Below are 19,970 nucleotides of genomic sequence, written 5' to 3'. Positions count from 1 at the left end.
TTGCGATCCTTTGGATCGCCGACCTCCGCGCCCAGCGGCGAAGCCGCTCGGGGGGTGGGCGCGAGGTCGAACTGAGGTGCAGTAGAGCGGTCTATTGCCCGGCCCAAAGAAAGCTTGATGCAAGAGGACTGCGGAGCCTAAGGAGTAGCGTAGCTATCTGAAAGTCTTTTGGGTACCTTTTCTTCAGAATCGACGCTGCCAGCGAGAGCAGAGCGGGCTTGCTAGCTCTGCCGAGCGGCGAGGAGGAACCGAGCAGCGTTCCAAGGGCAGAGGCCGCTGGCGGACTATGCCGAGGTAGCGCGAGGAAGCCGGAGGCAAAACAAGCGTAGCGCAGTTAAAGAGAACAGTTCCCTCCCAAGCACACGTACAATAAAACCTACGGTTAATTTCGGGTAGAAATCTTCCGATGACAGGCCGGAGCCATCCCGGACGGAGGGTGCCGCTCGGCACTCGAGCCAGGCTGTAACTACCTTAAACAGTCCCCGCTGGCTCCGGCCTTTTGGAATCGAAAACCGCAATCATTTCCCCCGTGCCGGTGGAAATTCGTTTTGGCTGCGATCTTCCTCTGTCGGGCCGCAGCCTCCCGCAGCGGAGGCCCGCAATTTCTCTTCGTTCCATTGCGCTCCCCGCCGGCTGCGTCCTGAAATTGTACCTACCTTAAAGACCGCGCGCTGGAGGAAATTCGGTTCAAAAGCAATTTATGTTTTTGAACGATTTCCTCCAGCCGTCGCGCGCGGTGCCGCTCAGCACGCAAACCGAGAGCTTATTCCGCTATATAACGAGGAAACAGCCCTCAGGCCGGGCAAGCCCCGCTTAAATTAAGTCCTCTCAAACTCCAATAAAAGCCTCAACAGGCCACACGCAGGAGAACCCCCCGATTCCCCTCTTTCAGTGTGGTGCTGCCGGAACACACAAACCGGGTTATAACTGCTCTAAAGCCCTCAGGCGGGCAGGCTGCGCGTCCCGCGAGCCGGCGATACACCGCATCGTCCTGCGTTTTATCAAACACAGAGAAGATCGAACGCGGAGAAGAACCGAAAAAAGCGTATCTTTGTAAACGCGTTTCCCAGTCATACAAGCAGGAGACGCCGATAAGGAGAACGACCGATGAACAACAACGCCAAGATTTTGTACATCTGCCAGGAGGCAGTGCCCTATCTTCCGGAAAATGACATTTCGGCCCTGTGCCGCCACCTGCCCCAGGCCATGCAGGAACGCGGAGCCGAGATCCGCATATTCATGCCCCGCTGGGGATGTATCAACGAGCGGCGCAACCAGTTGCACGAAGTGATCCGGCTTTCCGGGATGAACCTCATCATCGACGACACCGACCACCAGCTCATCATCAAAGTCGCCTCGATACCGAGTGCAAGAGTGCAAGTCTACTTTATCGACAACGAAGACTTTTTCAAGCGGAAAGCCACCTGGGTCGACGCCGAAGGAAACTATTTCGAGGATAACGAAGAACGAGCCATCTTTTTTGCCCGCGGCGTGCTGGAGACCGTCAAGAAACTGCGCTGGGCGCCGAATATCGTACACTGCCACGACTGGTTCACCGCAATCGTGCCGGTATACCTGAAAAAGATATTCCGCAACGACCCGATATTTCGAGACCTGAAAATCATCGTTTCGGTGTATGACGACCCGTTCCCGGGTAGCCTGAATGCCGATCTGACAGATAAACTCATTCAGGAAGGCATCAAGCCGGGCGACCTCGAAGGACTTGCGGACCCAAGCTACACTAACCTGATGGAATTCGCCATCCGGTATGCCGACGCCGTGGTTATCGGCAGCGAAGAGATACAGCCCGAACTGCGCGCTTGTATCGACACATCCGGCAAACCCGTGCTGCCGTATGCCGGGAAAGAAAATTACGAGGACGCTTACGCCGAATTTTATGAAAAACTGCTTGAAAAATAAACCCTTTTTCCGTCGGTCGGGAAGCGTTCTGGTGGGCCTCTTCTTATCGGGAAGCCTTCTGACGGCATGCACCGACAAGAACGAGATGTTCGGAAACGACATGATCCCCCCGTCGCAGCAGATGGGAAGCGCCATCGACTCCACCGTCTCCGTTCAGACCTACGTGGCGACCTGCGACTCGCTCGACACCAATATATCCGGATTCTACCAACCATTCATGGGATCGTACATCGACCCCATCGTCGGGCGGACCGACATCGCCGTTTTCACGAACTACTCGCCAAACGGCTTTGAACACTCGCACTACTTCGGCGAGAATCCGGTGATCGACTCCATGCGCTATGCGATTGCCTTCTCCGGCGCGATGGGAGATACCGCACAGACCGTGACCGTCGATGTCTACGAAGTGAAAGAAGGCATCCAATTCTACCAGGACAGCGCCTACTTCAGCAATTTCGACATGACACCTTATATCAGCGCCCAGCCCCTCTTTTCGTTTGAACAGAAAGGGGCGGGGACTGCATACGGGAAATTGCCGAAAGAATTTGCCGAACGGATGCTCGACAATACGCAAGACCAGACCAACGTTTATTACAACGACACGGCATTTCACCGGAAATTTCCGGGCTTTTATTTCAAATTCAGGCAGCCCGTGACGTCGGGAGAGGGGCAGATGCTCCAGCTCGACCTGTCGCAGAGCGCCATGTTCCTCTTCTACCACAACACCGGGCCGGAGAAACCGGATACGCTCCAGCAAAGATTCTGGTTCTTCGGAGACTACACTTACGACTACGTCAGTTTCTCGACCATCGGACACGACTACACCTTCGCCGATCCGTCGAAAGGCGGCGTGACACCGGCTGAGATCGGCGATACCGTCCAGGCTTCCGAATACGTTTATGTGCAGGGGCTGGCCGGGTTGATGGGGCTGCTCGAGATAGACCGGGAAGCCCTCGACCGGCTGAAACGGAAGACGGAAGAAGCGGGATACTCCCATATCGCCCTGCATCGGGCTGAGTTGCAAGTGACCCTGGTCGATTCGGGGATGGAACAGTACGACCGCTCGTTCTCTTCGCTGGGCATTTATTACAACATGCTCGCATATGACTTCCTGGCGGAATACAACCCGGTGATGGACGCCGTTACAAACAGCGGATACTCGTCCTGGCTGGGCGGTGCGCTGAACCGGTCCCGAGGAGTGTACACATTCGACATCACCTCGTATGTACAGCGCCTGCTGACCGGAAAGGAAAACCGGTACACGACCCAGCTGCTGCCGGCTTATACTTTCCGGAACCATTTCTTCCGGAGCTGGATATACGGGACGGCTTCGGCATATCCGCCGCGGTTAGTGCTGACTTATACCATGATTAAATAAACCCGTTGCAGAAGCGGAATTTTACATATAACCTAAAGGACAGCCCCCTTTAGGTTTTACTTTTTCAGAGAGATATGCAGGAAAACTTAGTGATCGTCGAGTCGCCGGCCAAAGCCAAGACCATCGAGAAGATACTCGGGGACAAATACACCGTGAAATCGAGCTTCGGCCACATCCGCGACCTGAAGAAAAAAGGGCTCAGCATCGACATCGCCCGCGGGTTCGAGCCGGAGTACGAAGTTTCGCCGGACAAGGTGAAAGTGGTGAGCGAATTGCGGAAATTATCGAAAGAGGCACAGATCGTGTGGCTCGCCTCCGATGAAGACCGCGAGGGAGAGGCCATTGCCTGGCACCTGAAAGAGACCTTGCAGCTGCCGGACGACAAAGTCCGGCGGATCGTATTTCACGAGATTACGAAAAACGCCATCCTGCACGCCGTCGAGAATCCGCGGCAGGTGGATCGGAATTTAGTCAATGCGCAGCAGGCCAGACGGGTGTTGGACCGGTTGGTGGGGTTCGAGTTGTCGCCGCTGTTGTGGAAGAAAGTGCGGCCGTCATTGTCGGCGGGGCGGGTTCAGTCGGTGACCGTGCGGCTGATCGTCGAACGGGAACGCGAGATTATGGCTTTCGAGGGGAGCGACTATTACCGCGTCGTGGGGGAATTTGCAACGGCAGACGGGGCAGTTTTCAAAGCCGAACTCAACACCCGGTTCGGGACTGAGGTTGAGGCGCAGGCATTTTTGGGCGCTATCGCTTCGCCCGACGCGACCTTTACCGTCTCGGCCGTCGAGACCAAGCCGGGCAAACGGACGCCTGCGCCGCCGTTCACCACTTCCACTTTGCAGCAGGAGGCGGCAAGGAAATTAGGGTTCTCCGTGAGCCAGACCATGAGCGTCGCGCAGCGGCTTTACGAGGCAGGGCTGATTACCTATATGCGTACCGACTCGGTACACCTGTCGTCGCTCGCTATCGGGGCGGCGAAAGAGGCGGTTACTACTCTTTTCGGTGCCAAGTACCACAAAACCAGACAGTATACCACCAAGAGCAAGGGAGCGCAGGAGGCGCACGAGGCGATACGGCCTACCTATATCGACCGGCGCGAAGCGGGGACGACGGCGCAGGAGCGGCGGCTCTACGACCTGATCTGGAAACGGGCCGTGGCCAGCCAGATGGCCGATGCGGAATTGGAGAAGACGACAGCGCAGATTGCGATCTCGAATCGGGCCGAGAAATTCGTCGCTTCCGGCGAGGTGATCACTTTTGACGGATTTCTGCGGCTTTATATGGAGTCGCACGACGATGACAGCGCCGCAGCCGCTTCCGACGACGGGTCTATCCTTCCGGTTTTGGCGAAAGGCTCCGCGGTGGTGCGGGGGCAGGTGGTGGCCACGCAGCGGTTTGCACAGCGGCCGCCGAGGTATTCCGAAGCCAGTTTAGTGAAACACCTCGAGGAGCTGGGGATCGGCCGGCCTTCAACCTATGCGCCCACGATTTCGACGGTCATCAACCGCGGCTATGTGGTCAAGGAGGATCGCCCCGGGGTCAAGCGGGATTATGCGATTCTGACCTTGTCGAAAACCGGGGCGGTCAAACGCACCGAAAAGAGCGAAATGACAGGGGCGGAGAAAAACAAACTCTTTCCGACCGACATCGGGATGTTAGTGACGGACTATCTGTCGGAACATTTTGCGACGATTCTGGATTACAATTTCACGGCGAAGGTTGAAAAGGAGTTCGACGAGATTGCGGAGGGGGGCTTGGACTGGCGGCGGATGTTGGCGGCTTTCTACGAGCCGTTCCACGGACATGTGGACGATGCGGAGGGGGAAACCGATTATGTTCGTTCCGAACGGCTGTTGGGGGTGGATCCGAAGACGGGGAAGAATGTCTATGCGCGGGTGGGGAAGTTCGGGCCGATGGTGCAGCTGGGGGATACGCCGGCGGCGACGACGAAAGGGGGTTCGGCCTCTGCCGTCAGATTGCCGGATGCGGAAAAGCCGCGTTATGCTTCGCTGCTCAAGGGGCAGATGGTGGCGACGATTACGTTGGAGGAGGCGCTGGCGTTGTTCGAGCTGCCGCGGACGCTGGGCGAGTATGAGGGGAAGACGGTGACGGTGGCTGTGGGGCGGTTCGGGCCGTATGTGCGGCATGACGGGAAGTTCGTGTCGCTCAAGGTGCGCGAGGGGGACGATCCGTACACGATCGACCTGGCGCGGGCTGTGGCGTTGATCGAGGAGAAGCGCGAGGCGGAGCGGAATCGGGTGATCCGGGTTTACGAGGCGGAGGATATTCAGGTGCTCAACGGGCGTTGGGGACCGTATATCGCGCACGGGGGGGCGAATTACAAGATTCCGAAGACATTGCTGGCGAAGCGGGAGGCGGCTTCGTTGACTCTCGACGAGCTTCGCGGGCTGATTGCCGAACAGCAGGCTGCGGGGGGGGGGACGGCATCGAAACGGTCGTCGTTCAAGCGTTCTGCCGGTACTGCACGGGCTAAGAAATAGGCTGTGTGCCGCCAAGTGCGGCTTTCGAGGGGCTGACAACAGGCCGAACACGTATCAATAAGCCTACGCAAAAAGCTCTGCGTGTTCGACCTCGCGCTCACTCTTTAAGGTAGAACAAACTCCCGATTCGGGTGCCGAGCGGCACCGTAAAGGCCGACGTTCCAAAAGGATCGCAACAACAAATAGCCCTACGACAAAATATTTGTTTACATTTGCAGGGAATATGCGGATGTGGTGTAATTGGTAGCCACGCCAGACTTAGGATCTGGTGCCTTGACCGGCGTGGGGGTTCGAGTCCCTTCATCCGCACAAAACGATTAATGGCACCTATTTAGCAGAATTTAATTTCACTATCTTTTCCCAATCTATAGAACCATCTGCTAAACAGTAATTTTGAGTAAATTCTAATGTGAACTTATTAATCAATTTAGAATACGCCTCTAAAAACTCTTCATTCTTCTCTTTTGCTTTATGGCCTAAAGGTTCTATAATATCAATATACAAGGTATCTTCACCTGATATTAAAGACCAGAATTCTTGACCGCATAATTTAAAATAATCTCCTTTATCCGGATTTCTATCTCTTCCATAGCAACATCCGGTTACTTTGATTATATGCAATTTAGAATTACTTGTACGGATGATCTTTTCTGCCTTAGCAAAATCTTTTTTCATTTTTCTAATCTGAGATGTATTGCCCCAATTAGGTCCTGATTTTATTGCAATAGCATATCTTATATGATCTTTATCGAACTCAAGATCAATATCTTCGACCATAGATTTCCACCCGCTGCGTATCTTCTGTTACTTCTGCAACATGCTGAACCGGATGATTTGGTTACACAGGATACGAATGGCAATGTCAGTCGGTATATTTTGTCCCGGCGAGATTTTCTGACGTGGGCGGAATGGCAACATACGGACACTCAGCTGCAACGACTTGCTCGTCCAATAGACCTCGATTCATTGGTACAACAGGCTGCTTATTATGACCGGATGAAATGTATTATCGATCGGTTGGATCTTCGTTCCACGGCTTTGGATGCGCCACGGGGATTGAATCCGATTCTCGACCATATTTACGAAAGTGGACTGTATGAACTCACGCCGGAGATGATCGCTCTGTCCGTACGGACCAAAGAAAAAGAGGAATTGGCAGAAAATCTCTCGACGGCCAATTATTCCACCATTCGGACTTCAGGGTGTACACTTCTAATCGACCGGGTCGAAGAATATAGAGAGCTATATTGACAAGGTATTCCTTCCACTGGAGACAAATATCCAGGAGACACAGGAGGCGATTATTCTCCTCCTGAATAACGAGACAATAGCTGACCGGCAAAAGGTTGCAATTACCCAGAAAGAGGTCACTCGATTGGACGATATAACCGCTATCGCCGACCATGTACTTTGGGTCGATCTGCTCCATAAGGATCGGGTGCAACCGCGATGGAGAAATGTGGTTACATATTGCCAATACGTCGAAAACACGGATGATATTTTAACCGAATTTTTAAATAGGTCGGACAATTATACAGAATTAACGAAGACGATGTTCGATAATGGTATGGAGATGGAGGAAAAACTCCAAAAATCTTTCTCGCTGGCAATTCTGGAAAACGATGCGTTAATCTTGGATAGTTATACCGCTTTATTGAAGAGTATGCCACGGGCTTATTCGCTATGGAAATATTTCGATATAGAAAATTTGGCCGCCGACAAGATCGATGTGTTAATCGGAAAAGGTTTCCTGGCCTTAACGACGGAAAATTACGATCTGTTGAAAGAGTATTTCGCGCCGAAACATATCGCTCTATTGGAATACCATGCCGCACAATTCGATTCTTTTGTCGAACTGTCGAAGATATTCAACGGCTGTTGCAGTCCGATATTTTCAGCCTGGAACAGAAAGTAAGGTTAATCCGTGCAGTGGATGAAGATTTGATTATCGAACAGGAGGCTACCTGTATACAGGCCGGGCGGCTGCTCTATGAGGCGCAGGATCAGGAGGAGTTATCGTTCACCCTGTTGGACCATTTTGTTCGGAATGCCGCAGACCCGGAGCAAAAGGTGCGATTGATGTTGTGGCATTGGTCTACCATGCAGAATGAAGATCAAATCACGACATTACTACGAGTTTGCGGTTCCACCTATAAAAACCTGACTGAAAGTAAAAAACATCCGAAATTCGAGCTAACAGATTATCATAGGCTATTGGCCCAACAATTACAATCGGCCGGTTATATATCTTCTTATTCGGAAGGAAAAAATGTGATTCGGATGAATGCGAAACAAAGGTAAAACCTTATCGAGTGGGTTTTCTGAAAATATTGTTATACGTTTGCTTTAGATTGTCAAAGGCAACAAAGGCCGCCAAAGAACTTAGCAATGCACCCATTAAGGTCTTAGTTTCTGTTGATACTCTCCATTCCAGATCCAGATATGTAACATAGATTATTCCAATAAAATAGAATAGGTAGATAAGGAATCGAAGAATGTCTTTGGAATATATTTTATCATTTCCTATAGCCCATTGGGATTTTCTGTACCATCTATTAATCCAGTTTTCTCCAAATTTTGTAGATAATAGAATAACAATGCATGTGTGGATTGCAAATACACTTGCAATGCCATTTCCTTCTCCAATTTGATAGTTCGCCATCCTTAAACTGACAACGGTAAAACCAACTATTAACCAGCATAATATATACATTCGCATAAAACCTACTATTCCAAATACACAATTCCAGATAGGAATTAAGAATCGGCAGAACTCCTTGACTATGGGGATATTGATGAACAGTTTATTTAACAACCAGAAAGATATGGTTATGCAAAGTCCACATATAATGAAATCTGCTTCTCTGGCAGACAGGTGTGTTTGTTGCATGAATATTTCTTCATATTTAGATATAACCTGCCTTAAGGCGCATGTTACAGACAAAAAATACAACAGCAGGAAAGATATACCTTGGATCTTTTCTAAATTGTCATTTATCCAGTTTCCGAAACGGTTGCAATAGAATCTAAAACGCATAGTTCTAATTTTTAGACAAAGAAATCTAAATATTTTGCATTCCTCGGGCTGTCATAGTCCTCTTTTTCTCGGAAAAATTGTGTTTGAGTCAGAACATTAGCTTGTGGATGCCTAATACAAAGCGTATGCAGGCTACAGCCTTTCGGTGTCCCTTTTTTCAGAGAAAGGACGACCCTGCTCGATTGCAAAAGTAAGGCTAATAAATGTGTAAAAATAAATATTATGAATTAACCTGAAACGGATAGAGCTCAGGGAATAGTCGAGATTGATGGTCGGCAAAATAAGGTAAATAAAATCCGTGTTTCGGCGAATGAGATCAAGGAAACGTCCTATAAGAAAATTCAGGTTCTTGTTTTTCGGAATTTTTTCCAAGAAATGGAGAAAGAAGATTGTCTCCGGCCATTTTTTCGGGCTGAGTTGTAATAAATGATAACAAAAGAGCTATCTTTGCGAAAATGATAACGATTCGATCGTTATTTAAATGTAGTTTTTTGTACCGTCCCGTAAGGGACTGTCGCTTTCTTGAAAGAAAGCGACGCAAAGAACTTTTGAGATAGCTGCGCTACTCCTTAGGCTCCGCAGTCCTCTTGCATTGAGTTTGGTTCGGGGTGCGGGAATCGGGTCGATAAGGGTTAAACCTCATGAGATCGGCCCGATTCCCCGCACCCCGACAAATCAAAGACAAGAGTACCCGGCAGGCTCAAGAGATGCAAGCATCTCAGAAAGTTTGGCTGCGCTTTCCTCCTGGCGTCTCGGCCATTCGAGCAAGCTTGACGGCACTCGGCTGCTGCGTCGGTTTTCTGGTTCTCGCTAACTGCGCTCCGCTTGTTTTGCCTCCGGCTTCCTCGCCGCTCTCAGGGTAGAGGCGGCCCGGTTCGAGTGCCGAGCGGCACCGCTGGCAGCGTCGGTTGTTCACAACCGAGCAGCGTTCCGAGAGCAGAGGCCGCAGGCGGGCTATGCCGAGATAGCGCGAGGAAAACGAGCGTAGCGAAGTTAAAGAGAACAGTTCCCTCCCGAACACGTACAATAAAACCTACGAAAATAGACCGAAACAGTGATGGATTATCAACAGATTATCGATCAGATTAAAACGATGTATCCGGGTTATGCGGGGCAGGGCTTCGTGCCGTTGCACGCCGCTACTTTTTCCGGGAACGAGAAGAAATATTTGAACGAATGTATCGATACGACATTTGTATCCAGCGTCGGCGAGTTCGTTAATCGTTTCGAGCGGGAGATCGCTGGATATACCGGGGCGGCACGGGCAGTGGTGTGCGTGAGCGGAACGAATGCCCTGCACATGGCCTTGATGCTGGCCGGGGTGGAGCGGGGGGATGAAGTGATTACCCAGCCATTGACATTTATTGCCACGGCCAATGCCATCTCGTATTGCGGAGCGCATCCGGTGTTTTTGGACGTGGATCGGGATACGATGGGACTGTCGCCGGCAAAAATGAAGTCATGGATAGAGGCACATGCTTTCGTAAAAGACCGTCAATGCTATAACCGGGGGACCGGGCGGAGGATCAAGGCATGCGTGCCGATGCACACGTTCGGACATCCGGTGCACCTCGATGAACTGGTTGCGTTATGCAGAGAGTGGCATATCGAACTCGTCGAAGACGCAGCCGAGAGCCTGGGATCGTTCTATAAGGGGCGGCATACCGGGACATTCGGTCGGGTCGGGGTGTTGAGTTTCAACGGGAACAAAACCATTACCACGGGCGGGGGCGGGATGCTCTTGTTCAACGAGGAGAATGTCGAGTTGGCAGAGCGGGCCAAGCACCTGACGACACAGGCCAAAGTGCCGCACCGGTGGGAGTTCGTACACGATGCGGTGGGGTACAATTACCGGATGCCGAATATCAATGCGGCATTGGGATGCGCGCAACTGGAATGTTTGCCGGCCTATGTCGAATCCAAACGGAAAGTGGCGGCGGAATATGCAGCCTATTTTTCGCAACCGGAGGTGCAGGCGCGATACGGCGGAATCGAGTTTTTCAGCGAGCCGGCAGAGTGTCGGAGCAATTATTGGCTCAATGCGATTATCCTGCCGGATCATGAAGCGCAGCTCGCTTTTTTGACACAGACCAATGATGCGGGGGTGATGACGCGGCCGATTTGGGAGCTGATGAACCGGCTGCCGATGTTCGGCGCGTGCGAATGCGGGAATCTTTCTACGGCAGAGTGGCTGGCCGATCGGGTGGTCAATATTCCCAGCAGTGTCAGATTGTAAAATGATTCGATTCATCGGGTATGGATACGGAACAAACGAAACGACGACCGGTCATTTTGATCGGCGGCGGCGGCCACTGCAAGTCGGTGATTGACGCGGCTGAGTCTGCCCGGTATCCCGATAGCGAGCCGGTTTTTAAAATCGTCGGCATACTCGATACGGCGGATAAGGTCGGGACCGACGTTTTGGGCTATCCGGTGATCGGGACGGACGACGATATACCTGCTTTGATCGGCTCCATGCCCGGAGTGCATTTCGTAATTACCGTCGGACACATCAAAACGGCGCGTATCCGGCAGGCGATTGCTGCCCGAGTGGTTGAGGCGGGAGGCCGTTTTGCCACGATCGTCGCTTCGACCGCTCATGTTTCGCGGCATGCTGTTTTAGGGGAGGGGAGCGTGGTGTTGCATGGCGCCATGGTCAATGCGGGCGCGGAAGTCGGGAAACAATGTATTGTCAATACACTGGCCAATATCGAACACGACGCGAGGGTCGGGGATTTCTGCCATATCTCGACCGGGGCGATGGTCAATGGCGACTGCGCTGTGGCGGGAGGGGTGTTTTTGGGGTCGCAATCCGTGATGCTCAACGGAGCGAGGATCGACGGCGAGGGGTCGATTGTCGCGGCGGCTTCGTTTGTGCGGAAAACGATAACCATACCGGGAATTTATGCCGGAAATCCGGCGATATTGATGAAACGACTATGACACTCCATTCGCCGAAACATACCCTTATTATTGCAGAGGCGGGGGTGAATCACAACGGTTCCCTGGACTTGGCCCGGCAGCTTATCGACGCGGCGGCTGAGGCAGGGGTGGACTATGTCAAGTTTCAGACCTTTCGGGCAGAACGGCTCGTTACCCGCACCGCCCGGCAAGCGGCCTATCAGAGCCGCAATCTCGGGGCTTCCCATTCCTCGGCGACCGGCGATTCGCAATACGAGATGCTCAAAGCGCTGGAACTTTCTTCCGACGATCATAGGACATTAATTGACCATTGCCGGGCTCGGAATGTGCGATTCCTTTCCACTGCCTTTGACTTGGAAAGCATCGATTTCCTGGGATCGGCAGAGGTCGGATTATCTCTGTGGAAAGTGCCCAGCGGCGAGATCACCAACTTTCCGTATCTGCGGGCGATCGGGATGACCCGGAAACCGGTGATTTTGTCCACCGGCATGGCCACGCTTGACGAAATCGAACAGGCGATCGGCGTGCTGACCCGGTTCGGAACCCCGCACGACCAAATTACATTGCTGCATTGCACCACCGAATACCCCGCGCCGAAAGAGCAGGTCAATCTGCGCGCCATGGATACGATGCGAACCCGCTTCCGTTTGCCGGTCGGATACTCCGACCATACGCAGGGCATCGAAATACCCATTGCCGCTGTCGCGATGGGGGCGACCGTGATCGAGAAACACTTTACGCTCGACCGGAACCTGCCGGGACCGGATCATCGGGCTTCGCTCGAACCGGACGAACTGAAAGCTATGGTGCAAGCCATACGTCAAGTCGAATCCGCACTCGGTTCCGGATCGAAAGAACCCGTCGAAGCGGAACGGGCGAATATCCCGATTGCGCGGAAATCGATTGTCGCAGCGACGTTTATTCGGCAGGGCGACCAGTTTACCGAAGAAAACCTTACGGCAAAACGTCCGGGAACCGGCCTTTCGCCGATGCAGTGGGAGACGGTTGTGGGGCAGACGGCCATACGCGATTTTGAACCCGACGAGCCGATCGAGTTATGAAGAAAATCTGCATCATCACCGGCACCAGAGCCGAATGGGGGTTGCTGACCCGGCTGGCCGCATTCATACAAGCCGATCCGGCGTTGCAGCTCCAGATCGTGGCCACGAATATGCACCTCTCGCTGAAATACGGGGAGACTTATCGCGAGATCGAAGCCGACGGATTTGCGATCGACTACCGTGTGCCGATGGATGCACCGGAAGATACTCCGCGGGGTACCGTGCTGTCGATGGGCGAGGCGTTGAACGGGTTTGCAGGGGCGTATGACGCATTACGGCCCGACCTGATTGTGGTGTTGGGGGACCGGTACGAGATTCTGTGCGCGGTGGAGGCGGCCTTGATTTACCGTATCCCGGTGGCGCACTTGCATGGCGGGGAAATTACGGAAGGGGCTTTCGACGACGCGATACGGCATGCCATCACGAAGATGTCGCACCTCCATTTTACCTCCACGGAGGCTTATCGGCAGCGGGTGATTCAATTGGGCGAACAGCCGGATACGGTGTACAATGTGGGGGCCATAGGGGTGGACAATATCAAACGGATTCCGCTTTGGCCGCGGGAACAAACCGAACGCAGCCTGAACGATTTTCCGATAGACCGGCAGACTTTATTGGTTACCTATCATCCGGTGACGCTTGAACATAATACTGCCGGGATGCAGATCGAAGCCTTGCTCTCTGCTTTGGATCACACCATGCGGGAATACATCGGGGTGCGGATTATCTTTACGATGCCCAATTCCGACACCGGAAACGGCGTCATTGCCGAACGGATACGGGCCTGGTGCGATGCACCGGAGCGGGCGGAACGATGCGTATGGTTTACTTCGCTGGGGCTGAAACGGTACCTCTCCGTTTTGCAGTATATCGGCGGGGTGGTGGGAAATTCGAGTAGCGGGATTATCGAAGTGCCGAGTTTCCATATTCCCACGATCGACATCGGCGACCGGCAGAAAGGGCGACTGGCGGCGGCAAGTGTGGTGCATTGCGAACCGGATCGCACAGCCATAATTGAAAAATTATCGCTACTTTTAAACGACGAAATTCCGACGGACGGAACGAACCCTTACGAACGGCCGGATACGGCACGACGCATATACGAAATCATCAAGTGCAGGGCGGGGCAGGTTGCCGTGCAGAAACATTTTTACGATCTTCCCTTGACAGATGAGCGATATTGAACGACATATCATTCCTCAAACCGCCACCGTGCTGGATGCCATACGGATGCTCAATGACATCTCGGTCGATCTGGCACTGACCCTGTTCGTGATTGATCCGGAGACGGGGCGGATGGTCGGCGCTGTTACCGACGGGGATATTCGGCGGGCCATCTCGGCAGGTTGCGGATTGGATTGTTCCATAGTCGAAGCCATGAATACCTCTTTCACGGCTATTCGGGAAGGAGAATTTGATGTCGACATCTTGCGGCGGATCAAAAAAGCGGGGTTTAAACTTGTCCCGATTTTGGATGCCGAGGGGCGTGTCGTTCGGATACTCGATTTTGCTAACGGGCGCTCTTTCCTGCCCATCGATGCCGTGCTGATGGCGGGAGGAAAAGGAGAACGGTTGCGGCCGCTGACCTTGACTACTCCGAAACCGCTGTTGTTGGTGGATGGGAAACCGATTATCGACTATAATATCGAAAATTTTTTGCGGCACGGAATCGAACACATTCATGTGACGACCAACTATTTGGGTGAACAGATCGAAGCGCACTTCGCCGAACCGATCGACGGAGTGCAGGTGCAGTGCGTGCGCGAGCCTCAGTATTTGGGGACGATGGGATCCGTCAAATTCGTACAGGAATGGCATAACGATACGATTTTGGTAATGAATTCCGACCTGTTTACCAATATCGACTTGGCAGATTTCTACTTCCATTTTAAGAAACACGACGCGGATATGAGCGTGGCTGCTGTGCCGTATAACGTCAGTGTGCCGTACGGAATATTCGAGATCGAGAATACGCGTGAGATACGCGGAATACGCGAGAAACCCAATTACCACTACTATGCCAATGCGGGTATATACCTCATTCGGCGCAGCGTGCTGGACGATATGCCGGATGGTGTTTTCTACAACGCTACCGACTTGATGGAACACCTGATCGCCACGGCGCGGCGAGTGATTCGGTTCCCGCTGTCGGGCTACTGGATCGACATCGGCAAGCCGGACGACTTCCGCAAGGTACAGGAGTTGGCACAACACATGAACAAACTGAAGACCGAATTATGAAAGTATTGGCAATTATTCCGGCCCGCGGCGGGAGCAAAGGGTTGCCGGGGAAAAATATCCGTCCGTTGCTGGGCAAACCTCTTATCGGCTGGACTATCGAACAGGCCAAGGCCAGTAAGTATATTACGGAGATATTCGTATCGACCGACTCGCAGGAAATTGCGGATGTCGCTGAGCGATTCGGGGTCTCTGTTCCCGAATTACGACCTGCCGAATTGGCCAGCGATACGGCTCCGTCTTCTGGATTTGTGGTCTATACGATCGAAAAACTCCGCCGGGAGGGGAAAGAGTTCGACTATATCATACTTCTGGAGCCAACCTCGCCTCTTAGAACATCGCGAGATATTGACAGTGCTGTAGAGTTGGCGTTGTCTCATCCGGATAAAGTGGGTGTTGTGAGTTTGGGAAAAGTACATATGGAACATCCGCAAATCGTCAAACGCATCAATGATAACGGTGAGGTAATACCTTATGTGTCTCAGGAACATAAACTTACCCAAAGACAGCAGGCGGATGCAGCTTATTTTCCATATGGAGTGATTTATATGGTTAAAACCGAGCATTTCCTGCAAACGCACGAATTTTACGGTTCAAGATCATTGCCTTACTTTATTGAGCGTTGGCAATGTTACGAGATCGATGATATTTATGACTTTGTGGCCATTGAGGCTATATTAAAACTTACACAAAAATGAAATTTCTCATCATTGGATTAGGCTCAATGGGTAAGCGTCGTGTGCGCTGCCTTCAGGCATTGGGATACATGGATATTACGGGCTTTGACCCTCGGGAAGATCGCCGGGAGGAGGCTGCACGGAAATACGGTATCACAGTGACCCATTCACTCGACACACTTGATTTGGACGGATTCGATGCTTTTATCGTATCAACTCCGCCGGATCGGCATACACCGTATGTCAAACTGGCTATCGATCATCGCAAACCGTGTTTTATCGAAGCCAGTGTATTGCTCGAAGACGTGCGGGAAATCGAGAGGTATAATAGGAATAATACTTTTATCGCACCATCATGTACCCTGCGGTTTCACCCAATGATTAAAGATATCACTTCTATTATCCGGAGTGGAAAATATGGTAAAATAACAAATTTTACGTATCATTCGGGACAATATTTGCCCGATTGGCATCCTTGGGAAAAAGTGACGGAATTTTACGTTGGGAATCGTGCTACGGGGGGGGGACGAGAGATTGTACCGTTCGAATTGACCTGGATCGTCGACTCTATAGGCTGGCCGGACGCTGCCAAAGGCGTATTTGAACAAACCATTAATTTTGGGGCGCAGATCGAAGACAGTTATGCGTTTACGTTGCGGTATCCGGATAAAGTTGGGGCCATAATTGTGGATGTTGCGTCACGTTATGCTGTGCGAAATTTGGTGATAAATCTCGAAACCGCTCAAATACAATGGCGGTGGGACGATGGATTTTTCCGTATTTATGAAATTGAAAACGGTCGTTGGATACAATATGGCCAGCCTGAATTCCATGCCTCGGACGGATATAATAAGAATATCGGTGAGGAAATGTATATCGACGAAATACGTCACTTTATAGGAAGTTTTACGGGAACTCATCAGTATCCCAACACCATTGCCGATGACATTCGGGTTCTTGAAATTCTCGAACAAATTGAAAATTCCGATGGCGGGTATAACCGTTAGGTAAGGTTAAAAATAAGTTCAAATATACAGCCATGAAAAACTACAGTCAGCGACTCCACGATGCGATCCCGGGTGGAGCCCATACTTATTCGCGGGGTGATGACCAATATCCGGCCAATGCACCTCAGATTCTCGAACGGGGCGAAGGAGCCTACGTTTATACACCCGAAGGTGAGAAATTCCTCGACTATGGCATGGCACTTCGTGCCGTGACCTTGGGCTATGCAGAACCTACGGTGGCCGCTGCTGCTATAAAGCAGATACATTACGGGAATAATCTCACCCGTCCGTCACTGATCGAACTTCAGGCGGCGGAACTCATGTGCGAACTCATTCCATCCGTTGAGATGGTCAAATTCGCAAAAAACGGTTCTGTTGTCACTACAGCAGCACTGAAAGTGGCACGGGGATATACAGGCCGGAAGTACATTGCACGGTGTCTGGATCATCCGTTTTTCTCCTATGACGACTGGTTTATCGGTGATACCGCTCTCAAACGGGGGATTCCCGAAGAACACCACGCCTTGACCTTGAACTTTCGTTACAACGACATCGCATCGGTCGAAGCGCTTTTCGAACAGTATCCCGGCCAGATTGCCGGACTGATCATGGAACCGGCGACAGGAGAACATCCGAAAGACAATTTCCTGCACAAAGTGCAAGCATTGTGCAAAAAGAACGGAACGGTCTTTATCCTCGACGAAATGATTACCGGCTTCCGGTGGGATTTGCAGGGGGCACAGAAATACTATGATATTACTCCCGACCTATGCACATTCGGTAAAGGAATGGCTAACGGATTTTCTGTGGCTGCCTTGGGTGGGAAACGCGAGATTATGAATATAGGCGGGATTTTAGAGGAAGGAAAAGAAAGATTGTTCCTGATCTCCACCACACATGGTGCCGAGATGTGCGGGCTTGGAGCATTTGTGGAAACTATCAAATTTTACAAAGAACACAATGTGATCGGCCATTTGTGGAGCTATGGCGAAAAACTCATCAACGGAATGAATGCCATTGCAAAAGAGTTGGGAATCGAAAAAGAATTTGAAGCCTGCGGAGTGCCGTGCTCTCCGGGATATGCTACCCGCGATCGGCAAGGCAATGTATCGCTTCCGTTACGTACGCTCTTCTCGCAAGAGATGATCAAACAAGGTGTGTTGATGCCGTGGATCGCTCTTTCTTATGCCCATGGTGAGAACGAGTTGGAGATTACGTTCAAGGCAGTCCGCGCGGCTTTGGAAGTCTACAAGAAGGCATTGGATGAAGGGGTCGACAAATATTTGGTGGGGCCGGCTATTAAGCCCGTATTCCGAAAATACAACTAAATTGCATGAAACTCGAAGGAAAAATCATACTCATCATCGGCAGCGGAGGATTGATCGGGCGGGAAGTCGTGCGTTACTGTCGCGCTTCGGGGGCTACGGTCGTGGGAGTGGATATGGATCGGCCGAATCGGTGGGGCGAACGACCGGATATAGCGGCCGATGTGACCGATCCGGCGCAGATCGATGCGTTGGTGGCTTCCATGATAGAAAAATATGGCCGGATCGACGGATTGGTCAATGCCGCTTACCCACGCACCCAAGACTGGGGGGCAAAATTCGAGGACGTACCGTATGAAAGCTGGCGACAGAATGTCGATATGCAACTCAACGCCGTATTCTACATCTGCCAAAAAGTGCTGGCCGTGATGAAAGAGCAGGGCTCGGGTTCTGTAGTGAACTTTGGCTCGATTTACGGGGTGGTGGGGAATGATTTCACCATCTACGAAGCATACGGCGGGACTTCTCCGGCAGGCTATTCGGCCATAAAGGGAGGAATTATTAATTTTTCTCGTTATTTGGCTTCTTATTTCGGACCATATGGCATACGGGTGAACTGCGTTTCGCCGGGCGGAGTATTCGACAACCAAAGAGCGGAATTTGTCGAGGCTTATTGCCATAAATCCCCGCTCAAACGGATGGGACGACCGGAAGAAATGGCACCGGGCGTCGCTTTTCTCCTATCCGATGAATCGAGCTTTATTACCGGTCATAATCTAATGATCGACGGCGGCTGGACGGCAATATAAAATAATCCGACATATGAATAGCGGAACTGTATTCCATGATAATTTCGATTGCGGGAAAAGTAATACACAATTCGTTTACACATTGGACGAATATACAGTACCTCTCCGAAATCTAAAAAAGATATCTGTAGCGTCAAATGATAAATACGGGAATTGTTGTATCAAGCTAATTTTGCTGTAATTATGTATAGTATAGCAATAATCGGAGCGGGGCAATTAGGTAGTCGCCATCTACAGGGATTGAAACTGGCGCAGATGCCCATGTGTATACAAGTGATTGATAAATCTCCGGAATCCCTTCTAACAGCGAGAGAACGATATGAACAGATCGTGCCGAATCCACAGGTGACATCTGTCGAGTATCTGACGACAATCGATGAATTGGCTCCAGAACTGGATTTAGTGATTGTTGCTACTGGTTCAAAACCTCGGGCAGCTATTTTGGCGGAACTGCTTTCGAAAAAGCAGGTTCGCAATTTGCTATTGGAAAAAATACTATTTCCTGATTTGAGTGATTATACCACAGTCGGGGCATTATTGCATCAAAAGGGATTGATTGAACGGACATGGGTGAACTGTCCGAGGCGAATGTTTGTCGGATATCGGCAATTGCGTGAAGAATTGCGATCTGTAACCCGAGTTTCTTACGAAAAAAGAGGCCCGGATTGGGGATTAGGCTGTAATGCTATTCATTTTATCGACCTTTTTTCTTTTTTGACCGGTGATACTGAAATTAAACCGCTTGATCTTTCTGGACTGGATTCGATTATACAAGAGAGTAAAAGGGCTGGATATGTAGAGTTTACCGGTACCATTCAGGGTGAAACTACTCGAGGAAATGCATTCAAAATTATCTCCTCGATAGATAAAGATGAGACAGAGGCGCTAATTATTGTGGCTGATGGCGTGCGATATGAGATTGACGAGCCGAGGGATAGTATCCGTAAAGACGGTCGATTGTGGGGAACGGTAGGCTTGAAATACCAAAGTCAATTGACCGGTTCAGTAGCGGAACAAATACTATTGCGAGATGAGTGTGAATTGACGCCGTATGAAGAATCGGCAAAATTACATCTGGCATTTTTGAAGCCTTTGGTTACGTTTTACAATGAACTTACCGGTAAGAACGGCGATAATTGTCCAATAACCTAA

Annotated in this window: 17 protein-coding genes, 1 tRNA gene and 1 pseudogene; 17 read left to right on the top strand and 2 right to left on the bottom strand. The window is 51.2% G+C overall.

Annotated elements, in window-relative coordinates:
• The first annotated feature begins 1,107 nt into the window (after window positions 1–1,107).
• From Q0Z93_RS02740 to Q0Z93_RS02725, 4 genes are all read left to right on the top strand, one after another.
• Complete coding sequence (locus Q0Z93_RS02740) at window positions 1,108–1,920, top strand: glycogen/starch synthase (protein ID WP_298062309.1); 813 nt, start codon at window positions 1,108–1,110, stop codon at window positions 1,918–1,920.
• Window positions 1,898–3,298 carry a DUF4270 family protein gene (locus tag Q0Z93_RS02735; protein ID WP_298062307.1) on the top strand — a complete coding sequence of 467 codons (1,401 nt, stop codon included), beginning with the start codon at window positions 1,898–1,900 and terminating at the stop codon, window positions 3,296–3,298. The genes Q0Z93_RS02740 and Q0Z93_RS02735 overlap by 23 nt, the downstream gene beginning before the upstream one ends.
• A 74-nt stretch (window positions 3,299–3,372) precedes the next feature.
• Window positions 3,373–5,802: a type I DNA topoisomerase gene (gene topA / locus Q0Z93_RS02730; protein WP_298062305.1), complete on the top strand. Its 2,430-nt coding sequence runs from the start codon at window positions 3,373–3,375 to the stop codon at window positions 5,800–5,802.
• A 225-nt stretch (window positions 5,803–6,027) separates the two neighbouring features.
• Window positions 6,028–6,111 (top strand) — tRNA-Leu (locus Q0Z93_RS02725).
• Between the two features lie 18 nt (window positions 6,112–6,129).
• On the opposite strand, the gene Q0Z93_RS02720 is transcribed toward Q0Z93_RS02725, so the two are convergent.
• Window positions 6,130–6,600, bottom strand: a complete 471-nt coding sequence (locus Q0Z93_RS02720; RefSeq protein WP_298062315.1) for a PmeII family type II restriction endonuclease — start codon at window positions 6,598–6,600, stop codon at window positions 6,130–6,132.
• A gap of 198 nt (window positions 6,601–6,798) precedes the next feature.
• Between Q0Z93_RS02720 and Q0Z93_RS02715 the strand changes: the two genes are divergently transcribed.
• The 3 genes from Q0Z93_RS02715 (at window position 6,799) to Q0Z93_RS02705 (ending at window position 8,103) form a co-directional block, all read left to right on the top strand.
• On the top strand, window positions 6,799–7,053 hold the full coding sequence (locus Q0Z93_RS02715) for a hypothetical protein (protein ID WP_298062303.1): 255 nt from the start codon (window positions 6,799–6,801) through the stop codon (window positions 7,051–7,053).
• 301 nt (window positions 7,054–7,354) lie between these two features.
• Window positions 7,355–7,717, top strand: a complete 363-nt coding sequence (locus tag Q0Z93_RS02710) for a hypothetical protein (RefSeq protein WP_298062302.1) — start codon at window positions 7,355–7,357, stop codon at window positions 7,715–7,717.
• 26 nt (window positions 7,718–7,743) lie between these two features.
• Window positions 7,744–8,103, top strand: a complete 360-nt coding sequence (locus tag Q0Z93_RS02705; RefSeq protein WP_298062301.1) for a hypothetical protein — start codon at window positions 7,744–7,746, stop codon at window positions 8,101–8,103.
• Window positions 8,104–8,107: 4 nt separating this feature from the next.
• Here the strand turns inward: Q0Z93_RS02705 and Q0Z93_RS02700 are convergent, their stop codons facing one another.
• Entirely contained in the window at window positions 8,108–8,839 is a 732-nt protein-coding gene (locus Q0Z93_RS02700; RefSeq protein ID WP_298062300.1) for a hypothetical protein, read from the bottom strand.
• 1,093 nt (window positions 8,840–9,932) lie between these two features.
• Here Q0Z93_RS02700 and Q0Z93_RS02695 point away from each other — a divergent pair.
• The 10 genes and pseudogenes from Q0Z93_RS02695 (at window position 9,933) to Q0Z93_RS02650 (ending at window position 19,970) form a co-directional block, all read left to right on the top strand.
• Window positions 9,933–11,075 carry a LegC family aminotransferase gene (locus Q0Z93_RS02695; protein WP_298062313.1) on the top strand — a complete coding sequence of 381 codons (1,143 nt, stop codon included), beginning with the start codon at window positions 9,933–9,935 and terminating at the stop codon, window positions 11,073–11,075.
• A gap of 20 nt (window positions 11,076–11,095) precedes the next feature.
• On the top strand, window positions 11,096–11,782 hold the full coding sequence (locus Q0Z93_RS02690) for a NeuD/PglB/VioB family sugar acetyltransferase (protein ID WP_298062299.1): 687 nt from the start codon (window positions 11,096–11,098) through the stop codon (window positions 11,780–11,782).
• Window positions 11,779–12,822, top strand: a complete 1,044-nt coding sequence (neuB, locus tag Q0Z93_RS02685; RefSeq protein ID WP_298062298.1) for an N-acetylneuraminate synthase — start codon at window positions 11,779–11,781, stop codon at window positions 12,820–12,822. The genes Q0Z93_RS02690 and neuB overlap by 4 nt, the downstream gene beginning before the upstream one ends.
• Window positions 12,819–14,006 (top strand): UDP-N-acetylglucosamine 2-epimerase, encoded by a 1,188-nt coding sequence (neuC, locus tag Q0Z93_RS02680; protein WP_298062297.1) that lies wholly within the window; start codon window positions 12,819–12,821, stop codon window positions 14,004–14,006. Before neuB ends, neuC begins: the two co-directional genes overlap by 4 nt.
• A complete protein-coding gene (locus Q0Z93_RS02675) occupies window positions 13,993–15,063 on the top strand; it encodes a nucleotidyltransferase family protein (RefSeq protein WP_298062296.1) in 1,071 nt (356 codons plus the stop codon). Before neuC ends, Q0Z93_RS02675 begins: the two co-directional genes overlap by 14 nt.
• Window positions 15,060–15,758, top strand: a complete 699-nt coding sequence (locus Q0Z93_RS02670; protein ID WP_298062295.1) for an acylneuraminate cytidylyltransferase family protein — start codon at window positions 15,060–15,062, stop codon at window positions 15,756–15,758. Before Q0Z93_RS02675 ends, Q0Z93_RS02670 begins: the two co-directional genes overlap by 4 nt.
• Entirely contained in the window at window positions 15,755–16,744 is a 990-nt protein-coding gene (locus Q0Z93_RS02665) for a Gfo/Idh/MocA family oxidoreductase (RefSeq protein ID WP_298062294.1), read from the top strand. The genes Q0Z93_RS02670 and Q0Z93_RS02665 overlap by 4 nt, the downstream gene beginning before the upstream one ends.
• 26 nt (window positions 16,745–16,770) lie before the next feature.
• Window positions 16,771–18,072, top strand: a pseudogene (locus tag Q0Z93_RS02660) (glutamate-1-semialdehyde 2,1-aminomutase); the annotation flags it as partial.
• 5 nt (window positions 18,073–18,077) lie between these two features.
• Window positions 18,078–18,818: an SDR family oxidoreductase gene (locus Q0Z93_RS02655; protein ID WP_298062293.1), complete on the top strand. Its 741-nt coding sequence runs from the start codon at window positions 18,078–18,080 to the stop codon at window positions 18,816–18,818.
• Window positions 18,819–19,001: 183 nt separating this feature from the next.
• Entirely contained in the window at window positions 19,002–19,970 is a 969-nt protein-coding gene (locus Q0Z93_RS02650) for a Gfo/Idh/MocA family oxidoreductase (RefSeq protein ID WP_298062291.1), read from the top strand.

The organism is uncultured Rikenella sp., assembly GCF_947628055.1.
GTDB lineage: Bacteria > Bacteroidota > Bacteroidia > Bacteroidales > Rikenellaceae > Rikenella.
Note: the sequence above shows the minus strand (reverse complement) of the source record. Positions and strands in the feature narration are given on the sequence as shown.